The organism is Cytobacillus purgationiresistens (assembly GCF_030813235.1).
Lineage (GTDB): Bacteria > Bacillota > Bacilli > Bacillales > Cytobacillaceae > Cytobacillus > Cytobacillus purgationiresistens.
The window spans coordinates 53,669-76,371 of the sequence record NZ_JAUSUB010000019.1; the positions used below are offsets into that span (position 1 = coordinate 53,669).

General features: G+C 39.0%; 23 protein-coding genes and 1 pseudogene. 4 read left to right on the forward strand and 20 right to left on the reverse strand.

The features are described from left to right. Positions 1 to 924: 924 nt before the first annotated feature. The 6 genes and pseudogenes from J2S17_RS18965 to J2S17_RS18990 all read right to left on the reverse strand — a co-directional run bounded on the left by J2S17_RS18965 (position 925) and on the right by J2S17_RS18990 (position 7,634). Positions 925 to 2,049, reverse strand: a complete 1,125-nt coding sequence (locus J2S17_RS18965) for a conserved virulence factor C family protein (protein WP_307477342.1) — start codon at positions 2,047 to 2,049, stop codon at positions 925 to 927. 249 nt (positions 2,050 to 2,298) lie between these two features. Next, positions 2,299 to 4,179: an ABC-F family ATP-binding cassette domain-containing protein gene (locus tag J2S17_RS18970; RefSeq protein ID WP_307477343.1), complete on the reverse strand. Its 1,881-nt coding sequence runs from the start codon at positions 4,177 to 4,179 to the stop codon at positions 2,299 to 2,301. Further along, entirely contained in the window at positions 4,176 to 4,826 is a 651-nt protein-coding gene (locus tag J2S17_RS18975; RefSeq protein ID WP_307477344.1) for an HD domain-containing protein, read from the reverse strand. The genes J2S17_RS18970 and J2S17_RS18975 overlap by 4 nt, the downstream gene beginning before the upstream one ends. A 147-nt stretch (positions 4,827 to 4,973) precedes the next feature. Beyond that, a pseudogene (locus J2S17_RS18980) lies at positions 4,974 to 5,200 on the reverse strand (ethanolamine ammonia-lyase light chain EutC); the annotation flags it as partial. 157 nt (positions 5,201 to 5,357) lie between these two features. After that, positions 5,358 to 5,888 carry a hypothetical protein gene (locus J2S17_RS18985; RefSeq protein WP_307477345.1) on the reverse strand — a complete coding sequence of 177 codons (531 nt, stop codon included), beginning with the start codon at positions 5,886 to 5,888 and terminating at the stop codon, positions 5,358 to 5,360. A 66-nt stretch (positions 5,889 to 5,954) separates the two neighbouring features. Further along, positions 5,955 to 7,634, reverse strand: a complete 1,680-nt coding sequence (locus J2S17_RS18990; RefSeq protein ID WP_307477346.1) for a formate--tetrahydrofolate ligase — start codon at positions 7,632 to 7,634, stop codon at positions 5,955 to 5,957. 196 nt (positions 7,635 to 7,830) lie between these two features. Here J2S17_RS18990 and metA point away from each other — a divergent pair, with 196 nt between their 5' ends. Then, positions 7,831 to 8,739: a homoserine O-acetyltransferase MetA gene (gene metA / locus J2S17_RS18995; RefSeq protein WP_307477347.1), complete on the forward strand. Its 909-nt coding sequence runs from the start codon at positions 7,831 to 7,833 to the stop codon at positions 8,737 to 8,739. A gap of 553 nt (positions 8,740 to 9,292) precedes the next feature. Here the strand turns inward: metA and J2S17_RS19000 are convergent. From J2S17_RS19000 to J2S17_RS19040, 9 genes are all read right to left on the reverse strand, one after another. After that, a complete protein-coding gene (locus J2S17_RS19000; RefSeq protein WP_307477348.1) occupies positions 9,293 to 9,985 on the reverse strand; it encodes an AIM24 family protein in 693 nt (230 codons plus the stop codon). Positions 9,986 to 10,003: 18 nt separating this feature from the next. Next, a complete protein-coding gene (locus J2S17_RS19005) occupies positions 10,004 to 10,681 on the reverse strand; it encodes a class I SAM-dependent methyltransferase (protein WP_307477349.1) in 678 nt (225 codons plus the stop codon). A 183-nt stretch (positions 10,682 to 10,864) separates the two neighbouring features. Continuing rightward, positions 10,865 to 11,287 (reverse strand): transcriptional regulator MntR, encoded by a 423-nt coding sequence (gene mntR, locus J2S17_RS19010; RefSeq protein ID WP_307477350.1) that lies wholly within the window; start codon positions 11,285 to 11,287, stop codon positions 10,865 to 10,867. Between the two features lie 254 nt (positions 11,288 to 11,541). After that, positions 11,542 to 13,707, reverse strand: coding sequence for a DNA topoisomerase III (locus tag J2S17_RS19015; RefSeq protein WP_307477351.1), 2,166 nt, complete (start codon positions 13,705 to 13,707; stop codon positions 11,542 to 11,544). A 136-nt stretch (positions 13,708 to 13,843) separates the two neighbouring features. Beyond that, on the reverse strand, positions 13,844 to 14,725 hold the full coding sequence (locus tag J2S17_RS19020) for a metal ABC transporter permease (protein ID WP_307477352.1): 882 nt from the start codon (positions 14,723 to 14,725) through the stop codon (positions 13,844 to 13,846). Then, a complete protein-coding gene (locus tag J2S17_RS19025; RefSeq protein ID WP_307477353.1) occupies positions 14,722 to 15,639 on the reverse strand; it encodes a metal ABC transporter permease in 918 nt (305 codons plus the stop codon). The genes J2S17_RS19020 and J2S17_RS19025 overlap by 4 nt, the downstream gene beginning before the upstream one ends. Before the next feature lie 10 nt (positions 15,640 to 15,649). Beyond that, the gene (locus tag J2S17_RS19030; RefSeq protein ID WP_307477354.1) at positions 15,650 to 16,399 is read right to left on the reverse strand and encodes a metal ABC transporter ATP-binding protein; all 750 of its coding nucleotides are present in this window, start codon (positions 16,397 to 16,399) and stop codon (positions 15,650 to 15,652) included. 169 nt (positions 16,400 to 16,568) lie between these two features. Then, on the reverse strand, positions 16,569 to 17,498 hold the full coding sequence (locus J2S17_RS19035) for a metal ABC transporter solute-binding protein, Zn/Mn family (protein WP_307477355.1): 930 nt from the start codon (positions 17,496 to 17,498) through the stop codon (positions 16,569 to 16,571). 235 nt (positions 17,499 to 17,733) lie between these two features. Further along, the gene (locus J2S17_RS19040; protein ID WP_307477356.1) at positions 17,734 to 18,024 is read right to left on the reverse strand and encodes a hypothetical protein; all 291 of its coding nucleotides are present in this window, start codon (positions 18,022 to 18,024) and stop codon (positions 17,734 to 17,736) included. Positions 18,025 to 18,338: 314 nt separating this feature from the next. Between J2S17_RS19040 and cspD the strand changes: the two genes are divergently transcribed. After that, on the forward strand, positions 18,339 to 18,539 hold the full coding sequence (gene cspD, locus J2S17_RS19045; RefSeq protein ID WP_307477357.1) for a cold-shock protein CspD: 201 nt from the start codon (positions 18,339 to 18,341) through the stop codon (positions 18,537 to 18,539). Positions 18,540 to 18,598: 59 nt separating this feature from the next. On the opposite strand, the gene J2S17_RS19050 is transcribed toward cspD, so the two are convergent. Beyond that, positions 18,599 to 18,775, reverse strand: a complete 177-nt coding sequence (locus J2S17_RS19050) for a zinc-finger domain-containing protein (RefSeq protein WP_307477358.1) — start codon at positions 18,773 to 18,775, stop codon at positions 18,599 to 18,601. Between the two features lie 16 nt (positions 18,776 to 18,791). Beyond that, positions 18,792 to 19,448, reverse strand: a complete 657-nt coding sequence (locus J2S17_RS19055) for a reverse transcriptase-like protein (RefSeq protein WP_307477359.1) — start codon at positions 19,446 to 19,448, stop codon at positions 18,792 to 18,794. 132 nt (positions 19,449 to 19,580) lie between these two features. Between J2S17_RS19055 and J2S17_RS19060 the strand changes: the two genes are divergently transcribed. Both J2S17_RS19060 and J2S17_RS19065 read left to right on the forward strand, forming a co-directional pair. Continuing rightward, on the forward strand, positions 19,581 to 19,970 hold the full coding sequence (locus tag J2S17_RS19060) for a reverse transcriptase-like protein (protein WP_307477360.1): 390 nt from the start codon (positions 19,581 to 19,583) through the stop codon (positions 19,968 to 19,970). A gap of 16 nt (positions 19,971 to 19,986) precedes the next feature. After that, on the forward strand, positions 19,987 to 20,895 hold the full coding sequence (locus tag J2S17_RS19065; RefSeq protein ID WP_307477361.1) for a DMT family transporter: 909 nt from the start codon (positions 19,987 to 19,989) through the stop codon (positions 20,893 to 20,895). A gap of 40 nt (positions 20,896 to 20,935) precedes the next feature. Here the strand turns inward: J2S17_RS19065 and J2S17_RS19070 are convergent, their stop codons facing one another. The 3 genes from J2S17_RS19070 to J2S17_RS19080 all read right to left on the reverse strand — a co-directional run bounded on the left by J2S17_RS19070 (position 20,936) and on the right by J2S17_RS19080 (position 22,592). Beyond that, positions 20,936 to 21,205: a DUF6123 family protein gene (locus J2S17_RS19070; protein ID WP_307477362.1), complete on the reverse strand. Its 270-nt coding sequence runs from the start codon at positions 21,203 to 21,205 to the stop codon at positions 20,936 to 20,938. A gap of 113 nt (positions 21,206 to 21,318) precedes the next feature. Then, the gene (splB, locus tag J2S17_RS19075) at positions 21,319 to 22,344 is read right to left on the reverse strand and encodes a spore photoproduct lyase (protein WP_307477363.1); all 1,026 of its coding nucleotides are present in this window, start codon (positions 22,342 to 22,344) and stop codon (positions 21,319 to 21,321) included. Next, positions 22,341 to 22,592 (reverse strand): transcriptional regulator SplA domain-containing protein, encoded by a 252-nt coding sequence (locus J2S17_RS19080; RefSeq protein WP_307477364.1) that lies wholly within the window; start codon positions 22,590 to 22,592, stop codon positions 22,341 to 22,343. The genes splB and J2S17_RS19080 overlap by 4 nt, the downstream gene beginning before the upstream one ends. Between the last annotated feature and the right edge of the window lie 111 nt (positions 22,593 to 22,703).

Below are 22,703 nucleotides of genomic sequence, written 5' to 3' on the forward strand. Positions count from 1 at the left end.
TACCTACGTTTCTCCGCTATTGACGCTTTAATCTCGGCTTTGGGATTAGAATACCTGCGATTCTCCGCTACTGACGCTTTGATCTCGGCTTTGGGATTAGAATACCTACGTTTCTCCGCTATTGACGCTTTGATCTCGGCTTTGGGATTAGAATACCTGCGATTCTCCGCTACTGACGCTTTGATCTCGGATTTGGGATTAGAATAACTGCGATTCTCCGCTATTGACGCTATAATCTCGGATTTGGGATTAGAATAACTGCGATTCTCCGCTATTGACGCTATAATCTCGGATTTGGGATTAGAATAACTGCGATTCTCCGCTATTGACCCTTTGATCTCGGATTTGGGATTAGAATAACTGCGATTCTCCGCTATTGACGCTTTGATCTCGGCTTTGGGATTGGAATAACTGCGATTCTCCGCTATTGACGCTTTGATCTCGGCTTTGGGATTAGAATAACTGCGATTCTCCGCTACTGACGCTTTGATCTCGGCTTTAAGATTAGAATAACTACGATTCTCCGCTATTTACGCTATAATCTCGGATTTGAGATTAGAATACCTACGATTCTCCACTACTGACGCTTTGATCTCGGCTTTAAGATTAGAATAACTACGATTCTCCGCTATTTACGCTTTGATCTCGGCTTTAAGATTAGAATAACCCCGATTCTCCGCTACTGACGCTATAATCTCGGCTTCAAGCTTAGAATACCTACGATTCTCCGCTATTGACGCTATAATCTCGGCTTCAAGCTTGGAATACCTGCAATTCTCCGCTACTGACGGTTTAATCTCGGATTTGAAATTAGAATTCCCGTATACCTTGCCGGAATGCCGTTGTTTGACAAGGCTATGTTATAACTGGTTTTTAAAGAAAAAAACAAGCCTAAGAGATTTCCTCTTAGGCTTGGTATACATATTAATTTTTCCGCGACTCTGTCATTTGCTTCCAAACTGAGCCCTTAGCTTCTTCGCCTTGTTCTATCCGTTCAATGGCAAGTTTGATTTGCAAGCTTACTTCGAATTCATCGTCGTTTTCAGCTGTTTTTAATGCAGGCAGGGCTGCTTCATCCCCAGCTTCATAAAGAAACATTGCCGCTCTCCAACGGACAAGCTTACTCTTATCAGTTAAAGCCTCCATCATTTCAGTCATTGCTTCTTTAAATCCTAAATCGGAAAGGCAATCGCCTGCAGTCCTTCTAACCGTTACTGTCTTATCTTTGAGCGCTTTATATAGGTAGGGTAGGACTTTGCTGTCTTCAATCATCCCTAAGTAAACCGTTGCCAGTCTCCTAACGGAAGCTTTTTCATCTTCCAGCGCTTTATCGAGCAGCGGAAGATCCTCTAGTGTAGGGTCATCCATTTGCTCTAATTTTTGGTACCGAACGCGCCAATCTTCATCTTCAAGATCTTGCACTGTCAGTTTTAGCCGTTCCTTGGCTTTACTTCCCTCCAAACTTTCGGGATTATTAGCCATTTCTACTAACTGATTAATTCTATCTTCCGGATAAGCTGCTAGAATTTCATCAACGACCTCATTTCCTACTTGTTCAAAATCTCCGTATCGAACGCCAAGCTCTTTCCACTTCCTTACAACAACCACATTATCATCAGGGTTTTGCGCTTGACCAACTGCCTTAACATAGCGGTCAGGCAGACCAAAGCGTTTTTCCTCCGTCCCATCAGTTAATTTCACTTGCATCGGAATTCCCTTATACACTTGGACGAACGCTTGCACTTCACCGAAATGTTCATCAATTACTGCTCCCTGGTGATTTGTTTCACTTTCTTCTCCGAAAGCGTTTCTCACTTGTGGAAGTAGCTCCTTCCAATCAAATCTCGCGTTCCTTTCCACAGCAAGGAAATCGGCCACATGGTATACACCTTTGATGCCCTCTATCTCCAGAATATCCTTGATTACTTGAGGCGCACCTTCAGCAGTTTCTTTTTTATAGTTATTGCTCGTCCCCATCGGAAGCTCTTTATCTAAAATGACTTTCATTGTATTAGGACTTGGCGTAGGTTCTATCGCTTTTATCAACAAAGTTATCACCCTTTACATCGTAAGTAGAATGGTATTATTTTAACATATTGTCTTTTGTGTATCATTCAATTAGCTTTTGCTGTTTAAGAGATAAGAAGGTATAAAATTTTTCATGTTAGAAAAATGACCAGCTCCAACGCCTCCTCCTCGAGTCATAAGCTAATCCTTCCAGAAAGGTAAAGAAAACACCTTTCCTTGAGGCTCGTCTTTATGCTATGACTGAGGGTGAGCAAGTCGCCCGCGCTTTTATTATGCATCTGCCAGTTCAGATAAGTAGCTCCAACGTTCAATCGAGTATTCAAGCTCTTCATTTAATTTCGTTTCTTCATCCATCAGTGTCTGAGCTTTTTCGAAATCGCTTCCGGTTCCTGCCATCTCTGCAGCAATTTCCTCCAGGCGGTTTTCAATTGCAGCGATCTTTTCATCTATTTGTTCCCATTCTCGGGTCTCATTATATGACATTCTTTTCTTCTTTGGTTTTGGTGTATCTGCTCGTTTTGGCTGGATGCTTTTCTCGGATGAACTCGAGTCCGTCTTTTCCTTATCCAGATAATCTGTATAGTTCCCGTAAAAGGATGTAATCTTCCCTTGTCCATGTACGATGATCAGTTGTTCAGTTACTTTATCAAGGAAATACCTATCATGGGAAACTGTTATAACCACACCCGGAAAATCTTCTAGATAATCCTCTAGCACAGTTAATGTTTGTGTATCAAGATTATTCGTTGGTTCATCCAGTAAAAGAACATTAGGGGCAGACATTAGGATTTTCAACAAATACAATCTTCGTTTTTCCCCGCCAGATAATTTTCTAATCAGTGTGCCATGAGAATAGGAAGGAAACAAAAAGCGTTCAAGCATTTGCGCAGCGGAAATTGTTTTACCATCAGATGTCTCTACCATCTCAGCGGTTTCCTTTAAATATTCCACCATACGCTTATTAGGATCCATATCTTCACTTTCTTGTGTGTAATAAGCAGTTTTTACGGTCTGACCAATGATTCTTTCGCCGGAATCAAGCGTAACTTTCCCAGCTAAAATATTTAACAGGGTTGATTTCCCTGTCCCATTCCTGCCAATAATCCCAATCCTGTCTCCTGGCTTAATAAGCAGATCATAATGATTTAGGATCGTTTGGTCTGGATAACCTTTAGTTGCATCCTTTAATTCAAATACCTGTTTGCCTAATCTACTTCCATTTAATGACATATCCATTTTTTCCGTTGATTTGACTCCTGCCAACTTGTCATCCAATTGATCGAAACGCTGAATTCTTGCCTTTTGCTTCGTTGTTCTTGCCTTCGCACCGCGTCTAATCCACTCTAATTCCCTGCGATAGAGGTTTCTTTGTTTATCAATCGTCGCTGCCAGATTTTCTTCTCTTACAGCTTTCGCTTCTAAAAATGCCGCATAATTCCCTTTATAGCTAAATAGTTCTCCACCATCCAACTCAAACATCCGATTGGTAACACGATCTAGAAAATAACGATCATGCGTTACCAGTATCAGCGCGCCTTCGTATCTAGATAAATACTCTTCAAGCCATTTGACTGATTCATAATCAAGGTGGTTTGTTGGCTCATCGAGAATCAGAAGATCTGCTGATTGAATTAAGCTTTGTGCAAGCGCAACCCGCTTTCTTTGACCCCCTGAAAGCTCTCCAACTTTCTTATTAAAATCTTCTATCCCTAACTTTGTTAAAATTGTTTTGGCATTCGTACTTGCTTCCCAGCCGTTAGTTGCATCCAATTTTTTTTGTAATTCAAATAACTTCTCTTGGATCATTGAATTGTCAGGGCTTGAATTTAACTCTATTAGCGTTTGCTCGTACTCCCGGAGAAGAACAAGAATAGGTGCCTCTCCTGCAAAAACTTGGTCTAATACGGTTAAAGTGTTCTCGAGCTGAGGCTCTTGTTCTGAGTAAGCAACCGTGTAGTTTTTCGGTGCAATGATTTCCCCAGAATCAGGTTGGTCAATACCTGCCACGATTTTAAGAAGCGAGGATTTCCCAGTTCCGTTTACCCCGATAAGCCCAACTCGTTCTTTCTCTGCAATCGTAAAGGAAATGCCGTTGAATAACTCTTTTTCCCCATATGTTTTTGTCACATTTTCTAGTGTGATCATATTCATAATTGACCCTTCCATTCTTTATAAAATTCAGCTAAAAACTCTTCCATAATCCGGTTCCGACTTTCAGCTATCTCTCTTGCTGTATTTGTATTAAGTAAATCCTTTAATTTCAAAAGTTTTTCATAGAAATGGTTGATTGAGGAGGATTTACCATCTCTGTATTCCTTTTCGGTCATTCGCTCCCTCACTGCCAGGGATGGATCATACATTGGCTGGCCCTTCGCTCCGCCATATGCAAATGTCCTGGCAATGCCCATCGCACCAATGGCGTCAAGGCGATCAGCATCTTGAACAACCTTTGCTTCATCGCTTAAATCGTGGACTTGCCCGCCGCCTTTATAGGATACTGATGCAATAACAGCGATTATCTCTCGAGATAATCCTTCAGCTAACTCGAGGGAACCCAGAAAGTGATTAAGTCTTTGTTCCCCTTCCTCTTTAGAGCTATTTAGCTTATCATCTGGAATATCATGCAATAATGCAGCCATCTCTATAATAAACTTATTGCCTATCTTTTCTTTTTCACATATGTATAGGGCTTGATTGCGTACCCGTCTGATATGATACCAATCATGTCCTGTCGAATCTGATTCAAGTGCCTTTTTTACAAACATTTCTGTTGTATGAATGAGTGCTTTTTCGTTCATTGTTCTACACCTGCCTATATTTCTAACTTCTAATTGTAACATGAAGACCCAAGACAAGAAATGTTTCCATCCGATTGCTGCAAAATTTAAAAAGAGAAAAATAAAAAAAGTGCCGATAAGCACTTTTAAAACGCGAGAAACAACCCCTTAATTGTTGCTTCCCTCTTGTCTTATTTTACTGACCAGCGTCACTCCACTTGCTTGATACTTCAGCTGCTTTTGTACAACTGTACCTAAATGAGCACCCGCTTCCACCGGCGGCATTCCTTTTTATGCATATTAGAAATGACCATACGATCAGCTTCAATCGTCCCTTTCCTCGGCTGATAACAAAAATACACGCTTTATGATTCTGCACTGACAAGCCCTGCCCTTATCCTGAATATCTTGAATAATCATAAAACACATGGCGAATTGTCCACTATCATTGTTCTGACAAAACAATTTATTTTTAATGAATATAACGCTTACAAAAATCATCATGCACGAGTAAAGTAGAGAGGATGCAGCCGCAGGTGGCTTAGAACTTACTCAGTCGACGGCTACCTCAAGATGATGAAGGGTTTCTAGCATATGGTTAAACATGGCTATTACATCATCGATCTGATCTTCGGATATTAATCGGTTAAACGTAACGGATATGTCATTTTCAATTCTATTTATATCATTTGCTGTATTTTGCTTAATGATTTGATTAACAATTCTATCCTCACCCCATACAGATTTTACGATTCTTCTCGTTTCCTTTATTAATATGGGATCATTTCGATGAACCGTTATAAAATGAACGGCTAGTTTACAACCGGCTAAGTAACCGCTTTTATCATTCGGCAGCAGTTCTGCAGCAAGATTAGCAAGATCTGCCTTCAGAATAACCTGGCAGTATAGGTCTTTGTCATTCCGCTTATCATTTGTAAAAGAAAGATCAAATTGTCGGGATAGTTTAGATGAGTTAAAAACATCATTGCGGTCAATGATGCTAATATCTCCTGATAAGTCATGATCATAAATATGCCCTTCTAATACAACCCTTAGATTTTCAAAAGCAGTAGGATCAAACATTCAATCATTCCTTTTTTTAAAAAAAGGTGCCACTTTTAACAAATGAGACACCTTTTTGTTGATGATTTAAAATAAACCGATGGCTTGTCCCTTTTCATTAACATCCATTTTTAAAGCCGCTGGTGATTTAGGTAATCCAGGCATTGTCATGACATCTCCGGTTAAGGCAACGATAAAGCCAGCACCAATAGAAGGCTTAAGCTCTCTAATGGTGATAATAAAAGATTCTGGTCTTCCTAATTTTTTTGGATCGTCTGACAATGAATATTGCGTTTTTGCCATACAGATTGGCAGTTGATCCCAACCATGCTCAGCAAATTCGTGAAGTTGTTTTCTCGCTTTTGCTGAAAAGTCCACATTTATTGCTCCGTAAACTTTTTGCGCAATTGTTTTTATTTTATCTTCAAGTGGAAGTTCCAGGTTGTATAGCGGTTTAAAGTTGGACTCTTGCATTTCTATTAAACCTAATACTCTCTTTGCAAGATCCACTCCGCCATCTCCACCCTTTTCCCATACTTCAGTAATTGCATGCGGAATTTCATATTGGTCACATAAAGCGCTTAAAACTTTTAGCTCGTTATCTGTATCTGCAATAAAACGGTTAATGGCAACGACAAAAGGTAAACCAAAGCTTTCGATTGTTTCCACATGTTTTTTCAGATTAGCAAATCCTGATGTTAATGCTTCAATATCTTCGCTCGCCAGCTCATTCTTTTGCAACCCTCCGTGCATTTTCAATGCCCTCACTGTAGCTACAATGACAACTGCTTCTGGCTTTATGCCAGCGCTTCTTGCTTTAATATGAAGGAATTTTTCTGCACCTAGATCGGCACCAAACCCTGCTTCTGTTACCACATAGTCAGCAAGTTTCACTGCAGCCTTTGTCGCAATTACACTATTGCATCCATGGGCAATATTTGCAAAGGGCCCTCCATGAATAAGCGCCGGTGTGTGTTCAATCGTCTGAACAAGATTCGGTTTGACCGCTTCTTTTAATAAAAGTGTCAAGGCACCTTCAACACCAAGGTCTTTAACGGTTACCGGCTTCCGGTCCACATTATATGCGATTACCATTTTTCCCAGTCTTTCTTTTAAATCTGGCAAATCTGTCGCTAAACAGAGAACTGCCATAATTTCTGAAGCAACTGTGATATCAAAGCCATCTTCCCGCGGTACACCTTGTACTGGACCGCCTAGACCAATTATTACTTTACGCAACGCGCGATCGTTTAAATCTAGTGCTCTTTTCCACACAATCCTTCTTTGATCTATACGCAGCTCATTACCTTGCTGAAGATGATTATCAATCAATGCCGCTAAAGCATTATTAGCTGAGGTAATCGCATGGAGGTCACCAGTAAAATGCAAGTTTATGTCTTCCATCGGCAGTACTTGAGAATATCCGCCTCCAGCCGCTCCACCCTTCAATCCCATCGTCGGTCCGAGTGAAGGCTCACGCATAGCGACCATTGCGTTTTTGCCTAATTTATTTAACGCATCTCCTAAACCAACTGTTACTGTGGATTTACCCTCTCCTGCAGGAGTTGGGTTTATCGCTGTGACAAGGATAAGCTTTCCACTTTCCTTCTCACTTAATCTATTTAATACGTCTGTCGATAATTTCGCTTTATATTTTCCAAATGACTCAAGATCATCTTCCCCAAGTCCAATTTTTTTGCCGATTTCTTTAATCGGTTTCATTAAGGCAGCTTGAGCGATTTCTATATCAGATTTTATTAGGTTCATGTTTGTCCTCCTATGTATACAGAACTTTGCACTAAACACCTTACTATTGTATCACTTTCATCACGAAAAATATTTATCTATTTTGAGTCATTCGATTTGAGGAACTATTATCTATTTTTCAAAACATAATCATTGCCCCAGCGCGTAATCGTCTTTATAATGAATTTATTGAAATTTCGGACTGGGAGATGATCATTTGCCTATTACAATTCCGCAAGGGCTTCCGGCAAGGGAGATTTTGGAGGAAGAAAATATATTTATTATGGATGAAAATCGGGCACAAAATCAAGATATCAGGCCATTAAATATTCTTATCTTGAACCTCATGCCACAAAAAGAAAAAACGGAAGCTCATTTATTAAGACTATTAGGAAATACACCTTTGCAAGTGAACATTACCTTTTTAAAAACAGAAACGCATCAATCAAAAAACACGAGCCCCCTTCATTTAGAACAATTTTACACAACCTTCCCTGAGATAAAACATCGAAAATTTGATGGGATGATTATTACAGGTGCACCTGTGGAACTTCTTGATTTTAGACAGGTGGATTATTGGGATGAACTTGTAGAGATGATGGAATGGACGAAGACCAACGTCACATCTACCCTTCACATTTGTTGGGGTGCTCAAGCAGCCTTATATCATCACTTCGGTGTGGATAAATATGAGCTACCAGATAAATGTTTCGGAGTGTTTAATCACACAGTTAAGGATTGGTCAGAAAAACTTTTAAGGGGTTTTGATGATCAATATGTTGCCCCTCATTCAAGACATACTAACGTGCCTATGAAGGATTTAATTGCTCATCCAGACATCAAATTGTTATCTGCCTCAGAGGAAGCAGGCGCTTTTATCATGAGTGCAAACAGCGGCAAACAAATAATGATTACTGGTCATTTAGAATATGAAGCTGCTACATTGGCAGAGGAATATCACCGTGATCGCGCTAAGGGGCTAGCGATTCATATGCCTCGTCATTATTTCCCGAAAGATAATCCAGAAAAACAACCAAGCAACAAATGGCGATCCCACGCCCACCTTCTCTTCTCAAACTGGCTCAACTACTACGTGTATCAGGAAACGCCTTTTAAGTGGGATTGATTGAACTAGAGAGGACTTATATTTAAGTGACTCGAACCTTTATCTTCGGGTCACTAGTAGATTGAGATATTAAACACCTTTGTTTATCCTGTTATTTTCACAAGCCCTGTATGTGAACGAGTTGATAAAAAGATTAAGCTGGGCGACTTGCCCTGGCTGGATAGCTGTGAATTTAAGGGGCTAACTATGTGTTAAGTGCCTAAATTTATTTGATAACTTCGAATTGGGCATCTAACTACTTGTTTGGTTCCCTTTTTTCATTAGATACCCATCGAGTCGGGCATCTAACTACTTGTTTGGTTCCCTTTTTCATTTGATACTCATCGAATTGGGCATCTAACTACTTGTTTGATGCTCGATTTCATTTGATACCCTCAAATTAGTCGCCTAACAATCAGTCAAGTCTTAAAAATAGATTCTCTTCATAAGGAGCGGAAATCCACAGTCCAAGTAATGAACTTTTCATTCTCAAACTAGCTTAATTTTCACTTCTCATCCGCTATAAAAGGTGATTGTAAAAAGATTCATAGATTGTAATAACACCTTCTATCATTTAAGAATCATCAGACGAGCGACCCTCTTCGTATGGTTGAACAACAACAAATCCATTGCCTGTGAATTTCATTTGCAACGAGTCACCGCTTCCTCTCCCAACAAAGGTTTTAAATGAAACGTCTGCGACAAACTCCGGCTGCAAATCTCCCGACCATGCAACCGTTGCGTTAGGATCGGTATATACCGGGTTATGTGGAGTAACAAGCAAGGTTAAGGGTTCGTAATGAGAGGTGATCGCCACCATGCCATGTCCTTCCAATCTTATGTTGAATAGCCCGCCAGATAGTACCCCTGCTATTTTTTTCATCAGTTTTATATCCCAATCAAGAGATGGCTCAAATGCTAATATGTCATTACCGCTGACATAAATAGATTCACCATTCAACTGTAAAATTGATATCTTTTTACCTTGATCGGCCAAGTACAATTTGCCATTGCCAGTCGCTTTCATGAGCGCAGTACCTTCTCCTGAGAAAGCTTTTTTGAACATTTTTCCTATCCCATGCTCAAGAATCCCTTCTCGTTCGAACTTTATTTTTCCGCGATAAGAAATCATCGCTCCTGTTTTTGCCCATACTTGATTGTCCAAATTAATTTCTAGTAATCTTGGTGTCTCTAATTCAAATAACCCTTCACCTTTATCTTGTTGCTTCGTCGCTTCTACAAACTCATTTACAGAGTACCGATTCATCATTTTACCCCCGCTTATTTATTTTCTTAATAGAAATACCCACATGAAGGATAACGCTTGCTTCAATTCAATAGGCAAGGCACCTTTTGAAAGTTGTTCTGCCGCCTTCTTATACACACCGAGCTCGTCTACTTTATTAAAATCCATTTGTAACGCAAGTGCTTCAAATTCCCAGGGCATTATGGTATTGCATATAACTTCTTCTCCATATAGTCGCGGAAAGCTATTTTGGCGAGGTCCAGATGTCGGGCCTAAAATACCAACACATGCTAGCCCGCCGGGTTTTAATACTCTCTTAATTTCCTCTAATACCAACAGGGGCTTTTCTGTCCATTCCAATGAATTAATTGCCAAGATTCCATCAAAGTCTTCATCTTGAAATGGAAGAGAAGCGATATCTCCTTTTATAAAGGTCGCTGATTGTCCTTTGTTTACTGTTCTTGCTTTTTGCACCATTACTTCTGCCACATCTATGCCAGTGACTTCAAACCCTGAGCTGGCTAACTTCAACGACCCATATCCATCACCGCACCCCAGGTCGCACACTTTGCTTCCATCATTTAAATGCTTAATGAAAAATGGGGCAATGTCCTTCCTGCTTCCACTTTCCCACATTTCCTCACTTCTCGAGTTCCATCCATCCGCTCTCTCACCCCATTGCTTTTCTGATTCTTTTGCCCATTCGAATTGCCCCATATATAATCACCCTTTTTATGTATGTTCACTGCTTCTTTTTATTATATACGTAATATTATGAGAATAAGTTTCATTCACTGGTCTGGTCGATTCTCTTTTTTATTGAAAATAACCTAAAAGGTTTGTTTTTAAACAAAAATAAACAGATATCTAAAGAAAAAAACCTGAGTCTCCTCAGGTTTTTCAAGATTCTTCATTATTCTTTTGTACGACTCTTAACGCTTCGATTCGTGATTTGTCTTCTTCGAAATATTGCACTAAGTCACCAATTCGATCGATTGCATCCCAGCTAAGATGATGCTCAATTCCTTCGACATCTTCATAAATATGTTCTTCCTTAACGCCTATGATTCTTAAAAGCTGTTCTAGGAGTTCATGACGGTAGACAAGCCTCTTGCCGATTTTTTTTCCTTTTGAAGTTAGAATAAGACCACGATATTTTTCATATACAAGATATTCATCTTTATCGAGTTTTTGCACCATTTTTGTTACTGAAGAAGGATGTACTGATAGCGCTTCCGCTATATCAGATACGCGGGCATAACCTTTTTCTTCAATTAATAAATATATTTGTTCGATATAATCTTCCATACTCGGTGTTGGCATGAGGACCCTCCCATAAAAAAAGCGTTAGTACCGAGTTTGAGACAAAGAATTAAGCCTTGCCAGTATGAAGGGAAGCCATTCTCTCTGCATAATGTGCGAAATTGATCTCCAAGCCTCAAGGCACTGTTGCTAGACAAATTATCTAATTGCTAAATAGGCTATGCCTATTATTATTCACATGAATATACTCGGTTTTTTAACCATCATTCAAATTTTACTACACATAGAATAAGGAGACAAGACATCCTTGGATACTATGGGAGAATTTTGCTTTCAGGAAAGCTGAATTTGAGCTTATTTTCCCTTTTATCCCATGATAGTGACGCCGCAAATGTACGTTCCTTACTCTTAAATCCTTCAATAACTTCTGTTTCTCCGTCTTTCAAAAGCTGTTTGACCGCTTTTTGCGTAATGGGTTTGCCCATGATTCTTTTTGAAAGAGTAAAACGGCAATTTGTTTTCTTATAATTGGAACAACCATAGAATTCACCTTTATCTAGTACTTTCCCTTCACATAGCATGCATTTTCCTAGCTGCACGGTTCTCTTCTTCTTATATTCCCTAGGTGTGAAATTTTCCTGATCTTCAGCAGAAAACGTCCACTTCTCGGCATTCTCTCCTGATGCATTAATCAAGTGTGTAATCATTCTATTCGTTAACTCCATGAATTGTTTCGGTGAAGCACTTCCTTCAGATATTTCTTTTAATCTTTGTTCCCATTTAGCTGTCATCTCTGGAGAAGCTAATATTTCTTCGCCAATCGCGTTGATCAAAATTTTTGCCTTGGATGTCGCATATACAAGGTTTTTAGTTACTTCAATATATTTTCGATCCTTTAGCATCGTTAATATTCCTGCCCTTGTAGCTTCCGTTCCTAGACCTTCTGTTTTCATCAATACTTTTTCCAGCTCTTTATCCTCGATATGCTTACCGGCCGTTTTCATTAGTGTAATTAACTGTCCTTCTGTGAATCTTTTCGGAGGCTGGGTTTTACTTTCTTTTACCTCCGCTTTGACAGTTTTGCCTATTTCGCCTTGCCTTAAAATAGGTAATGTGGTCTCTTTCTCATTGTCCACTTGCGGAATTACTTTCCGATATCCTTCCTCAAGCTGCACTTTCCCTTTAGAAATAAACACCGCTCTGCCATCAACTTTCGTTCTAACCGTGGTAAACTCAGTCACTGCCTTATCGTAATGGGCTGCTATCAAGCTTTTGGCAACGAGCTCATAGATTTTCTTTTCATCTACTGACAATCTCTCAGTTCGAGGCACTTGCTCTGTTGGAATAATGGCATAGTGGTCAGTGACCTTCTTTTCGTTTACATAACGTTTATTATGCATAATGGAATTTTTAGGCAGAGGAAAGAACGAAGCATATTCTGCTTGCTTTGAAATTTTCTCCAATATTTGCGGAAACATTTCGGCTTCCCCGGGGGTAACATGCCTAGAATCTGAACGCGGATAGGATACCATTCCTTTTTGATAAAGCTTTTGCAGCACATCTAAAGTTTTTTTGGGCGGGAATTTAAAACGGCGATTTGCATCTGCTTGTAGTGCCGAAAGATTATATAATAGAGGAGGTAAAAATTCCTTTTTCTCTGCTTGAACTTCTGCAACTTCAGCCTCCTTACCATGGCAAAAAGAAGCAATTTTCTCGGCAAGCAGCTTCGTTTTAATCCTTGTTTCTCCTTTGTCTTCCCATTTTCCGAGATATGCTTTTCCAGATATATCGAATTTAGCCTGTACCTCCCAAAAAGGTTCTGAAACAAACTTGTCAATTTCCATTTCCCTTTTAACTATGAGCGCCAAAGTTGGAGTCTGTACACGGCCAACTGAAAAAACATCAGAAAAACCTTTCTGCTGCAATAAGAGGCTATATAAACGGGAGGCATTCATCCCTACCACCCAATCGGCGCATGCTCGCGTGTATGCTTCATAGTACAGGTTTCTAGTATCCGACTCTTCCCGTAAACTGAGGAACCCTTCCTTAATCGCTTTTGGTGTGAGTGAGGATATCCACAATCTCTTCATTGGGAGGCGACAGTCTGTAATTCTTAAAATATTGCGGATAATCAACTCTCCTTCTCGCCCGGCATCCCCAGCGTGAATCACTTCTGTCAGCTGAGGAGCAGCAAGAAGCTTCTTAATAATATTAAATTGCTTTGCCTTATCTTTTGTTACTTCGTATTTAAATTGTTCTGGGATGATAGGCAAAGTATCAAGTGACCACTTCTTCCATTTGGCTTCATATTTCTCTGGAGATGATAATTGGCATAAATGCCCAACAGCCCATGTCACATATGCTCCGTCTGGAAAAATATCATTCGGCATGATTTCTACATAACCTTGCTGCTTCTTCATCCGAAAAACTGAGGCGAGCGTCAAACCTTGGTCTGGTTTTTCTGCAATGATTAACTTCATCGTTTATCCACACTTCCATATTTTCATATAGTTTCATCTTACTTAATTAATCGTGAAAGCACCAGAAAAAACATTTAAAAGCAAAAGAAAGCCCGCTCTTATTTTGTGAATGAGCGGGGTCTGATTTTTAATCAATTTAAGACTCTGTATTCAATTTTTTAAATGTAAACTTTTTTGAAATAAGTCCTTTAGATGGCGAGAATAAGAACACGAGAGCAAAAATAATTCCATTCACAGATGCCATGCTTCCTGAAATGGATGCATCGAGAAAACTTGCAGTATAGTAACCCAATACAGCTGAAGCAATGCCAAATACTGCACTTAGCAAAAGCATGATGGTTAACTTATTTGTTAAAAGGTACGCTGATGCCCCTGGTGCAATTAACATCGCCACAACTAAAATTGCTCCAACACTATCAAAAGATGCGACAGTGGTAATAGAGACCATCCCCATCAATAAATAGTGTATGAATAATACAGGGATGCCTATGGCCGCTGCCATTTGCGGATCAAATGACGTAATCTTAAATTCTTTATAAAACAAGACGATAATGAGCAAGTTAGTGATCAAAACCGCAGAGAGCATTAAAAATGCTTTTGGCAACGGTGGTAAAAATCCTAACTGAACTAAATCAAATGGTACAAAAGCAATTTCGCCCATTAATGCATGATCAACATCTAAGTGCACATTGTCGGCAAATACAGTAATTAAAATGACTCCAATCGCGAATAAAAATGTAAAAACAACGCCAATTGACGCATCTTCTTGGATTCCTGAACTGGAGAGAAGCTGTACAAAGACCGCAGTCAAAACGCCAACCACAGCCGCACCAATTAGCATATACATCCCATTCATGCTTTGACTTATGAGAAATGCAAGCACAATCCCAAGGAGAACAGTATGGCTAATCGCATCTGCGAGCATAGAGAGTCTCCGTAAAATCAGGAAGCATCCGATGATGCCGCATGTAACACCAGCTAGTGACCCGATGATCAATATCCATGCCTCATAGCTCATGACATCCCCTCCTTTGCACCTGCTTTATTCAATTGTTTATGGTATATGTTTTGCTTAATTTTCTTTGCAATGATTCCTCTTTCAGGAGCAAAAAGCATCGAAACCAAGAAGATGAATGTAGCAGTAACAACGATAAAGGGACCAGTAGGCAATCCTTGACCAAACGTACTGATAAGCGTTCCGACAACTCCTGATATCGCGCCAAATATACCGGAAATGATAATCATTTTACTTAAAGAATTCGTCCAATAGCGAGCAGCAATTGCAGGAGTGATTAATAATGCTGCCATTAATATCACACCAACAGCTTGGATCCCAATGACTACTACCGCAACTAATAATGACAAAAATAAGAAATTCAAGAAACCTGTCGGCAGTCCAAGACCCTTTGCAAACTCAGGATCAAAAGTTAATACTTTAAATTCTTTAAAAAGCAGCATGGTAATGATGATTAATATAGCAGCTGCTCCTGCCATCAGCTTCACATCACTTCCAACAAGCGAAGCCGCTTGACCAAATATAAAGGCATCCAATCCGCTTTTATTACCTGAAGGCATTTGTTGAACCTTCGTTAATAACACAATGCCAAATCCAAAAAATACCGATAATATTAAACAAATAGCTGTATCTTCCTTAATAATCGAAGAAGAAACAATTAATTGGATACAATACGCGGCTAATAAACCAGTAGTGGTTGCACCTATTAGAAGAACGATTAAAGATTTCTCGCCAGTAAATAAAAAGGCAATACATATCCCAGGTAACGCAGCATGCGCAACTGCATCGCCAATTAAACTCTGTTTTCTAAGCAAGGCAAAGCTTCCCAGCACACCGCTAGCAAGTCCGAGAAGCATAGTCCCAACCAGAACCCATCTCGTATTTGCATCACCTAGCATCATCAAAAGGTCACTCATACTTGCCACCTCACTTTTGTTCAACCATCATTTGTCCTTTATCTAAGAACGATAACTTTCCTCCATACGTTTGATGCAGATTTTCCATTGTAAACACTTCTTCTGTAGGACCGGAAGTAATGATGCTCACATTTAATAAAATACAGTGATCAAAATAATCCTTAACTGTCTGTAAATCATGATGCACGACAAGCACTGTTTTACCTTGACTCTTCAGTTCATTCAATAGGTCAATGATTGCCCGTTCTGTTGCTGCATCGACGCCAACAAACGGTTCATCCATAAAGTATACTTTGGCATCCTGAGCTAGAGCTCTAGCTAAAAATACGCGCTGTTGCTGTCCTCCGGATAACTGGCTAATTTGGCGATCTGCGTACTCTTCCATTCCTACTTTTTTTAGGCTTTCATGAGCGATATTCAAATCTTTCTTACTCGGTCGTTTAAACCAGCCAATATGGCCATATCTCCCCATAAGTACAACATCCAAAGCATTTGTAGGAAAATCCCAGTCAACCGAACCTCTTTGCGGGACATAGCCCACAATTCTATCCTTTGCACGATATTGTTTATCATATATTTTCACATCACCCGCAGCTTTCGGAATAAGACCGAGAATAGCTTTAATCAAAGTTGATTTACCGGCACCGTTAGGCCCGATAATTCCAATCAGTTGACCTTCAGGCACAGTAAAATTAATATCTTTTAACACTGCTTTCTTTTCATAAGCTACTGTCAAATTCTTCACATCAACAGGATTCATAATCATCAACTCCAAAATAGAAATGTGGAGGTGGCTTGTTTAGGGGCGACAAGCTTAAGGCGAGGCTACCGAAAAAGGGGACCTTTCCTTTTTTGGTTGTCTTGACTTAAGACCTCGAGCCTCTAGCCACCGCAACTAGACAAACGAAATGCAAATCTTAAACCTAAAACTATTTCAATGCTTCTGCAATGGTATCTACATTATGTTTGTACATACCGATATAAGTACCTTCTTCTGTGCCTTCTTCACCCATGGCATCAGAGTATAACTCTCCTCCAATACTTACTCCATGTCCTTTTTGCTGTGAACCTTCGATAACAGCGTTGATCGAACGTTCAGAAATACTTGATTCAACAAAAACGGCTTTGATTTCTCTTGTGGCTAAAGTATCAACTAAATGCTTAACGTCACCAAGACCAAACTCTGCATCCGTACTTAATCCTTGAAGACCCATTACCTCCAGGTTATACGCAGCACCAAAATAGCCGAAGGCATCATGTGCTGTCACAAGTACCCGCTGTTCTTCAGGAATTTGAGTTAATTCTTCAGTCGCATAAGCCTTTAATTCGTTCAGTTTATTAAAATATTGTTTAGCATTTTCTTCGTAGTACGCACCATTATCAGGATCTGCTTCAATCAAACCTTCTTTAACGGTTTCAAGGGCTTGGTGCCATAAATCAATATCAAACCATACATGAGGGTCGATGGCGTTATTGTTTTCTACATCATCGAGTAGCTCATCCTCTTTAATCGTTTCTGCAATGGCGTAAACAGGCTTTTGTTCATTCATTTTCTCTAAAATGTCATGTAATTTCCCTTCAAGGTTTAAACCGTTATAAAAAATAATCTCTGCACCTTGCAACTTTGAAATATCACTTTGAGTCGCTTTATAAAGATGGGGATCCGTCCCGGGACCCATTAAGCTTTGTACCTCGACTTTGTCACCGCCAATGTTCTTTACTCCATCAGCGATTTGAGCAATAGTAGTTGTTACCTTTAGTTTTCCATCTCCGTTTTTACTTGTAGAATCAGCTTCATTTGAACAAGCACTTAATAACAATAGTACAGATACAATCAGCCCTGCAAAAATTTTATTCAATTCAGTTTCATCTCCTCTTTTAATTCTCCTAACATGAATATATGCATGTTTTTTTAATAAGCACACAGATTTTAACTTCGGACATGATTTTTTTATTTGGTTATAAAAGTTTCCTATGTGCAACATTTTAAACCCAATTAAACAATCCGTCAATAAATAAATAAAAAAGAAGCTGACTTTTAAAAAGCAGCTTCTTTTTCATGTTTATTTTTTTTCACTTGCGGCCATGTGATGCTTACTTGCCGGTATATCGTTTAACCATTTGCCCATCATACATATACCAGTCCTCATCGCTGACAACATTAGAAACAATTAATATAAATGAAGGTATTGTTTCAACATTAAATACAACCATTCCAATCTCTTTATCAATAATAATAAATGAATCACCATGAGTGAAATGGATTAGCTCACTACCCATTTGAACTATAGCTTTAAAAACTCGCTGCTTTTCCAGTTTTTCCATTGTAACATTAATTGAAAAGCGGAGAATCCATTCTTGTTGATTGATAGAAAAGCGATACATATTTTCTCACCTCAAGGTTTCATCAATTTACACCATTAGTATGAAAAAAAACGAAAAATATGTATAGCAAATTTCTCACAAACCTTTACCAAACCTGAGAAAGATTCATTATTATAATTTTTAAAATATTTTATTTTTTTATCGAAAAACCATTCAGATTTCTTGACTGAATGTTGACATTCGTGTATATTATAAACATCATTTAACTGAATATACTTTCTATATTTGATAATACAATTGCAGTATGTAGGTTGAATGAAAATTTTTTCTGAGGGCTGTAATGGTCTTCTAAGGTTTAGGGAGGAAAAGTTAATATGCAAAATGGTAAAGTAAAATGGTTCAACAATGAAAAAGGTTTCGGATTTATCGAAGTTGAAGGCGGAGACGATGTATTCGTACACTTCACAGCTATCTCAGGCGACGGATTCAAATCACTAGAAGAAGGTCAAGAAGTTTCTTTCGAAATCGTTGAAGGAAATCGCGGACCACAAGCTGCAAACGTTGTAAAACTTTAATCTTATCATAAAACAAGGCTGGCATATTGCCAGCCTTTTATTTATTTCAACACTTCAAATTAAGACAATTTTTTTCCGATTGATTTTATTTTCTGTCCTACTGTACATTCAGAAATACAAAAGCGATGGGCAAAATTCCGCCCCTTTTCCTTGCGGTGATGTTTATACAAAAAGCACTCCTCACAGTAATGCCCCATCAAGCTTCCCACTTCCTGAACGATTTTCTTTTTTTCCAAGGCGGATACTCCCTTCTCAAAGCAGTTGCATTTTACTATGAATCACTTTACCTTCTAAGGCTTGTGATGCCAATTTATCTGCTTCTTTATTTTCATTTCTGGAAATCGGCGTATATCGAGCATGCAAACTTAGTCCGTTTATCTTTTCTTCAATATTATCAAGCCATCGACTTAAGTTTTCTTCATAGCACGGCCAATCACCTTCAAGCTGCTTTAATACCCCTTGCGCATCCCCTTTAAATTCGCAGGACATCTGACTAACACCCAATTCTTCTAATAAGCTGAGCGCATAGTGTAGAGCCGCATATTCCGCTTCATTGTTATTTTCGAGCTCATGAAATAGTTGGTTAGACCTTATCCGGTATTTCTTCTTTCCCTGTTTATAATAAATGACCGCACCAAGCCCAGACTCATTCGTATCCTTATTATACCCACCGTCAAAGAAAACAAGAATATCATGTGGCTCTTCTTCAACTTCGATCAAGAGCTTTTTCATTTCTTTCAATATCCAAGAAGTACCTGCTTCATCATAAAAGGTTAGCTCTTTTCCCTTTCCTGATCTTTCAATCTCTTCTCCAAACAGAAGGGCAGTCTCTCCATCTAACCAATCCGATGTAACTAAGACCCCTTCCCCTCCTTTAAGTTTATAAATCCACTCCAATTTATATTTCATTTTTTTCAACCTTCCTAGATCTTTAAATTATCTTCAAGCTCAAATATTTTTATGATACACTTACTTTTAGTTTATTTCATTCATGATATGTATGTACATCCGTATTTATTGTTAGTGAGAGGTGGTGCGACTTTGATAGAAGTCTATATTGATGGAGCAAGTGCAGGTAATCCCGGCTTAAGTGGAGCTGGTATTTTTATTAAGGCAAACGGGGCGGTCGAGCGTCATTCAATCCCGCTCGGTATGATGGAAAATCATGAAGCAGAATTCCGTGCACTCATTCACGCACTTCATATTTGCATTGATAAAGGTTATACAACTGTATCGTTTCGAACAGACTCACAAGCTGTGAATCGGGCAATTGAAAAAGAATTTGCCAAAAACCAGAAATTTGCGCCTTTACTTAAAGAAGCACTGCTTTTAAGTAATCAGTTGGATCTTTTTTTTATGAAATGGATTCCCAGCACTGAAAACAGAGCAGCTGATGAATTAGCAAGAGCCGCAATCAGAAAAAACGAATAGAAAAGGAACAACAAACATGAAAAAAACTGCTTTCATTGCTGACATTAGTCTGCTTTTAGTAGCACTTATTTGGGGTGTTACTTTTGTAATTGTCCAAAATGCGCTTGCTTTTCTAGAGCCTTTTTCTTTTAACGGGTTTCGCTTTCTTATTGCAGCCTTTTTACTTGGCGGATGGCTAATATTATTCAAGAGAAAACAGCTTCAACACTTGAACAAAAAAGCATTATTCTCAGGAATCTTAATTGGCATTTGGCTTTTTATTGGCTATGCCTTTCAAACCTTAGGCCTTTTATACACTTCTTCCTCTAAGGCAGGCTTTATTACAGGATTAAGTGTTATCCTTGTCCCTTTGATCGCCTTCTTATTTATAAAAGTAAAAATAGGACGCAAAGCCGTTATTGGTGTGAGTATTGCCACTTTTGGCTTGTACTTATTGGCAATGACAGACGCTGTCTCCCTCAACCAGGGTGATGCCTATGTATTCATCTGTGCGTTTGGTTTTGCCCTGCATATTATTTTCACAGGGAAATATGCCAACAAGTATCCTGCGCTGCTTTTAACTGTGATTCAAATTACAACTGTAGCTGTTTTATCTATATTCTTTGCTTTCTTATTAGAAGACCTGCATTCCGCAATAAACCCAGAAATATTGTTTTCCAAAGAGGTCGCAGCCGGACTCATTATTACTTCCGTATTTGCTACCGCTCTAGCTTTCTTTGCGCAAACACACTATCAACAATTTACCACTCCGACAAGAGTCGCACTTATATTTGCGATGGAGCCTGTCTTCGCTGCAATTACAGGATTTATATGGGCAAACGACCGCCTGTCCTACAGTGCAGCCTTGGGATGTCTCTTCATTTTTGCAGGAATGGTATTCGCTGAGATGCCCGATAAGAAATTACGCAAAGCAACAGCCGCCTAACCTTCACAGTAAAGGCGTGTAATAATTACACGCCTTTTGTTTATATCGATATGAGTAAATCCTTCTTCGCAAAAAGGATTGCTTCTTTGCGACTCTCTATATTGTTTGACTTTAAATTCTCAAGCAAAGATAGGTAAAAGCTCCCATCAAAAGACTTTTGAGCTTTCAAGGTCATTTCAACTGCGACATTAACAAGTTCATCTGAAGCATTTGTATAATGCTTGCCAAAATAAATAAAACCAAGCGCATCATCCGCAAGCTGAAAGCCTTTCCCCTGTAAATCGTGCAAATAATCATCCACTGTTTTCACAGATTAAACCATTCCTCTCTGACTTCTCCTCTACAATCTTTGTATAATTTTACCGTATTTTTCGACAATTCGCTACCTTTTTCCTAAAGAAGAAGTGAATACACTACAAGAGTTTATGTGAAATACTCAAGCTTCGCATCAGGAAAAAACTTCTCCATATAACTGTATAAATGAGTCTTCATATCCTCCTCATCTTCTTTTTGATAAATATATTTGCCAATTCCATATTTACCCCATTTGTATCTTCTTTTCTCTTCATCCAACTCTAATTTTGTCATCGGATAGTTTTTTTCAATTACCCTTTTTGCTGGTTTTGTAAAACGATGCTGGATAAATTCGAAGGTTAAATCTTTTCTTGCATCTGCCGGCAATTCTGCATCCAGGCGTTTGAACATTTCATAGTAGCCTTCCTTCCACCCTTCATGAAGATAGATAGGGGCTACAATGAAGCCGAGCGGATAGCCAGCTCTCGCCACTTTTCCCGCTGCTTCAATTCTTTTTGCCAGTGGAGAGGTGCCAGGCTCAAAATTTTTAATAACAAAATCCGCATTGACACTAAAACGGAATCTTGTTTTTCCATTATGCTTCGCATCAAGAAGATGATCGACATGGTGAAATTTAGTCACGAACCGCAGTTTGCCATGTTTTGATTCCCCAAAATGTTCAATCGCCCGCTTTAATGTATGGGTTAAATGGTCAATACCTACGATATCTGAAGTACAGGAAGCTTCAAACCTGGTTATCTCCGGAGCTCGTTCAGCCATGTATTGATCTGCCGCATCAAGAATCTCATCGACATTAACGTATGTACGAATATAGGGCTTGCTTCCCATCGTCGTCTGCAAGTAACAATAATGACAATGCCCCATACATCCTGTAGCAAATGGGATGGCATACTCCGCAGAAGGTTTAGATGTATCAAACTTTAATGTTTTCCTAATACCAACGACCAATGTAGATTTGGCAACTCGATATTTTTGAAAGTCATTTTTTCCTGGAAGGTTTCTTACTTGGTTGTGGGAAGTTGTATATTGGATTTCCACATCCATATTTTCAAATTTTTTTTTCAATGTTTGGCCAAGTGGATAGTCTAGTGCTTTTGGTTCAAAGTAAACCAGCTTTGGATTGAATGGTCTCATACATCAAGCGTCCCTTCCGAAACATCGCCATAATAGTAGGTGTAAGCAGCGTTTGCTTCTTCTTCTGATGAATAGATTGCCATATCCTCCGACACGGGGTAATAGGTTTCATATAAGAATAAGGCTAATTCATTCGGTTGATCAGGGTGATTTACAACCGCTGCAGCTTGAATATTCGCAACATCTTGTGTATGGGGATTGCGATAGAATACATATACAATATCTCCTGCTTCATAATTCAAAGTCATCGTCTCCACCTTTTTTGTCGATTTCAATATTAAAATCTTTCCAAAAGTGAGCAGATATTATGATACTTAATTATGGAAATAAAGTTCACAGATTATTTCTCGAAGATACGT

Coding starts and splice junctions, on each gene's coding strand:
- J2S17_RS19040 (WP_307477356.1), bottom strand. CDS start 18,024: ATGTATCGCTTTTCTATCAATCAACAAGAATGGATTCTCCGCTTTTCA.
- J2S17_RS19025 (WP_307477353.1), bottom strand. CDS start 15,639: ATGAGTGACCTTTTGATGATGCTAGGTGATGCAAATACGAGATGGGTT.
- J2S17_RS19005 (WP_307477349.1), bottom strand. CDS start 10,681: ATGGGGCAATTCGAATGGGCAAAAGAATCAGAAAAGCAATGGGGTGAG.
- J2S17_RS19065 (WP_307477361.1), top strand. CDS start 19,987: ATGAAAAAAACTGCTTTCATTGCTGACATTAGTCTGCTTTTAGTAGCA.
- J2S17_RS19055 (WP_307477359.1), bottom strand. CDS start 19,448: ATGAAATATAAATTGGAGTGGATTTATAAACTTAAAGGAGGGGAAGGG.
- cspD (WP_307477357.1), top strand. CDS start 18,339: ATGCAAAATGGTAAAGTAAAATGGTTCAACAATGAAAAAGGTTTCGGA.
- J2S17_RS19020 (WP_307477352.1), bottom strand. CDS start 14,725: ATGAGCTATGAGGCATGGATATTGATCATCGGGTCACTAGCTGGTGTT.
- J2S17_RS19080 (WP_307477364.1), bottom strand. CDS start 22,592: ATGACTTTGAATTATGAAGCAGGAGATATTGTATATGTATTCTATCGC.
- J2S17_RS18970 (WP_307477343.1), bottom strand. CDS start 4,179: ATGAATATGATCACACTAGAAAATGTGACAAAAACATATGGGGAAAAA.
- J2S17_RS19000 (WP_307477348.1), bottom strand. CDS start 9,985: ATGAATCGGTACTCTGTAAATGAGTTTGTAGAAGCGACGAAGCAACAA.
- J2S17_RS18975 (WP_307477344.1), bottom strand. CDS start 4,826: ATGAACGAAAAAGCACTCATTCATACAACAGAAATGTTTGTAAAAAAG.
- J2S17_RS19015 (WP_307477351.1), bottom strand. CDS start 13,707: ATGAAGTTAATCATTGCAGAAAAACCAGACCAAGGTTTGACGCTCGCC.
- splB (WP_307477363.1), bottom strand. CDS start 22,344: ATGAGACCATTCAATCCAAAGCTGGTTTACTTTGAACCAAAAGCACTA.
- J2S17_RS18985 (WP_307477345.1), bottom strand. CDS start 5,888: ATGTTTGATCCTACTGCTTTTGAAAATCTAAGGGTTGTATTAGAAGGG.
- J2S17_RS19030 (WP_307477354.1), bottom strand. CDS start 16,399: ATGAATCCTGTTGATGTGAAGAATTTGACAGTAGCTTATGAAAAGAAA.
- J2S17_RS18990 (WP_307477346.1), bottom strand. CDS start 7,634: ATGAACCTAATAAAATCTGATATAGAAATCGCTCAAGCTGCCTTAATG.
- mntR (WP_307477350.1), bottom strand. CDS start 11,287: ATGCCAACACCGAGTATGGAAGATTATATCGAACAAATATATTTATTA.